The sequence below is a fragment of the Psychrobacter glacincola genome (genome assembly GCF_965118485.1).
Lineage (GTDB): Bacteria > Pseudomonadota > Gammaproteobacteria > Pseudomonadales > Moraxellaceae > Psychrobacter > Psychrobacter glacincola_D.
On record NZ_CBCPJH010000091.1, the window covers coordinates 1 to 694 of the forward strand.

Genomic DNA, 694 nt, shown 5'->3' on the forward strand with positions numbered 1-694 from the left:
GACAGCTTTTAAGGCTCATATTCTTCATAAGTTTACCTACCATATAACGGGTCAGCTTGATGTTATACTCATTCATGAGTATGGCGGCAATGCTTCGAGTCGTTAAATATTTGGCGTATTAAGGCTTTGGTTTTGATAGTGTCAAGGCTGATGGGCTTGGGCTTTAGTCCATAGTAGTAACTGCTCTTCATCACGCCAAACAGCTTGCACAGAAGGCTTTTACTGGCCTGTTTGTCTTGCTCTGCAAGCTGACTGATTAACGATAGCCGTTCAGGCTGTCCAAGGCCAGCAGAGCAGAAGCCTCACTTGAGCATAGCTCTCGTCTTGCGTCGGAACGAAGCAGTGCTTCGTTTTATCCCTCCTCGTTTAAGATGTCGCGCTCCATAGTCAGCCGCTTAACCTGTTTACGCAGATCTTGGAGCTCGCGCTGTTCATCCGTTAAAGCGTTGCCGACTTTAGGCGCTTGGCCACTCATTTCTTGACGGTATTGACTCAGCCATTTCTGCAAGGTGGATTTACCTATCCCTAAGGAATTGGCCACGTCAGGTATTTTACGTTTGTGATCAACAACTAAGCTAATCGCTTCTAATTTGAATTCTCGGGTGTATTGGTTGCGTTTGGTGGTCATACTATTTTCCTCTTTGGGTTAGTATAAACCTCTTCCGTGCTGTCCTAATTTATTATGCCACTACAC

The 694-nt window shown here is 45.4% G+C and carries 1 protein-coding gene; it reads right to left on the minus strand.

Annotation, left to right across the window (positions count from 1 at the left end; genetic code table 11):
- Positions 1 to 352: 352 nt before the first annotated feature.
- Positions 353 to 628: a transposase gene (locus ACMHKH_RS14675; RefSeq protein ID WP_045456042.1), complete on the minus strand. Its 276-nt coding sequence runs from the start codon at positions 626 to 628 to the stop codon at positions 353 to 355.
- Between the last annotated feature and the right edge of the window lie 66 nt (positions 629 to 694).